General features: G+C 75.4%; 1 protein-coding gene. It reads left to right on the top strand.

From position 1 onward, the window contains the following. A partial coding sequence (locus PSH25_RS28330) for an FtsK/SpoIIIE domain-containing protein (RefSeq protein WP_238661946.1) occupies nt 1-1,753 on the top strand: 1,753 nt, incomplete at both ends.

The raw sequence follows: 1,753 nt of genomic DNA, 5'->3' as shown, positions 1-1,753 counted from the left end.
CCGGGCGCCTCCTGGCGGGCCGAACCGCCCGGGGCGCTGCGGGTCGGCACGGTCGGGATCGACGGCGTCGACCCGGTGCCCGCGCTGGTGCCGCTGCTCGACGCCGGGCACGTCCACCTCTCCGGGGACGACCGCGCCGGCTGCGACGCGGTGGTCTCCGCGTTGCTGTTGCGGGCCGTCGGCCGCGCCGACCCCGGGGCGGTACGACTGATCGGGTACGACCCGGACCAGCTCGGCGGCGGACTGGCCGGGATCTCCCCGTTGGGCACGGCCGGGCTGCTCACCTTCGTCGGCCCGGGCGGGCTGGGCCCACTGCTCGACGACCTGGTGGAGCAGATCCGCCGGATCAACGAGACGGTCCTCGCCGGCGAGTACGCGTCGCTGCGTGAACTGGCGGCGGCGACCGGCCGACGCCCCGAACCGTGGCGGGTGGCGGTGCTGCTCGGTGGTGAGGAGCTGAACCGGCACGAGCGCGGGCAACTGGACCGGGTGGTGCGGGCCGGCGCTGCCTGCGGCGTACACCTGGTGGTGCACGGTGTGCCGTTGCCGGAGGATCCGACGGTGACCCGGGTGGTGGCCGGGGTGTCCGGCGCGCGGATCGGCGGTTCGGCCGGGCTGCCGGTCCGGCTGGACCCGCCGCCACCGCCGACGCTGGTCACCGAGACCTGCCGGGACGTCGCCGCCCGGGTGAACGCGGGCCCGCCGCCGACCCCCTTCACCGACCTGCTGCCTCCGCCCGAGCTGATGTGGCGGGAGGACTCCGCCGACGGGCTGACCGCGCCGATCGGTGAGGGGCCGCACGGCCGACCGGTGCGGTTGACGCTTGGCGACTATCCACCGCACGCGCTGATCGGCGGGCCGTCCGGCACCGGCAAGACCAACCTGATCTTCGCGTGGATCGGCGCCCTGGCGGCCCGCTACTCCCCCGCCGAGCTGGAGTTCTACCTGCTGGACTTCAAGGAGGGGGTCTCCTTCGCGCGGTTCGCGCAGGGCCGGCGCGACCCGAGTTGGCTGCCGCACATGCGCCTGGTCGGCATCAACGTCAACACCGACCGGGAGTTCGGGCTGGCGCTGCTGCGCTTCCTCGCCGAGGAGTTGCGCCGACGCGCCGACGCGGCCAAGAAGCACGAGGTGACCAAGCTGGCCGAGCTGCGGGCGGTCGACCCGACCGGGCACTGGCCACGCATCGTCGCGGTGGTGGACGAGTTCCAGATGTTGCTGGCCGGCCGGGACGTGGTCGCCCGGGAGGCGGCCGACCTGCTGGAGGACCTGGCCCGCCGCGGCCGGTCCCAGGGCATCCACCTGGTCCTCGCCTCGCAGGACGTACGGGGCATCGAGGCGCTGTGGGGTCGCCCCGCGCTGGTCGCCCAGTTCACCCTGCGCATCGCGTTGCCCAAGGCGCTGCGCATCCTCGCCGAGCGCAACGACGCGGCGCAGTCGCTGCCGCGCTGGCACGCGGTGGTCAACGCCGAGTCGGGCATGGTGGAGGGCAACGAGGTCGCCCGCATCCCGTCGGCCAGCGACTGGGAGACCTGGAGCGGGTTGCAGCACCGGCTGTGGCGGATGCGCGCCCCCGACGCGGCGCCCGCCCGGCTCTTCGACGGCGACGCGATCCCCCGCCTGGCGGACGCCCCGGACTTCCGGGCGCTCGCCGTACCCCCGGACGGGACCGCGCCGCGCAACCCGGTGGCCCTGCTGGGCGAGATCATCGACGTGCAGTCCCGCTCGGCGGCGCTGCGGCTGCCGCGCGCCC

The organism is Micromonospora foliorum (assembly GCF_022229015.1).
Taxonomy (GTDB): domain Bacteria; phylum Actinomycetota; class Actinomycetes; order Mycobacteriales; family Micromonosporaceae; genus Micromonospora; species Micromonospora foliorum.
This window is presented reverse-complemented; position numbering and strand designations above follow the sequence as displayed.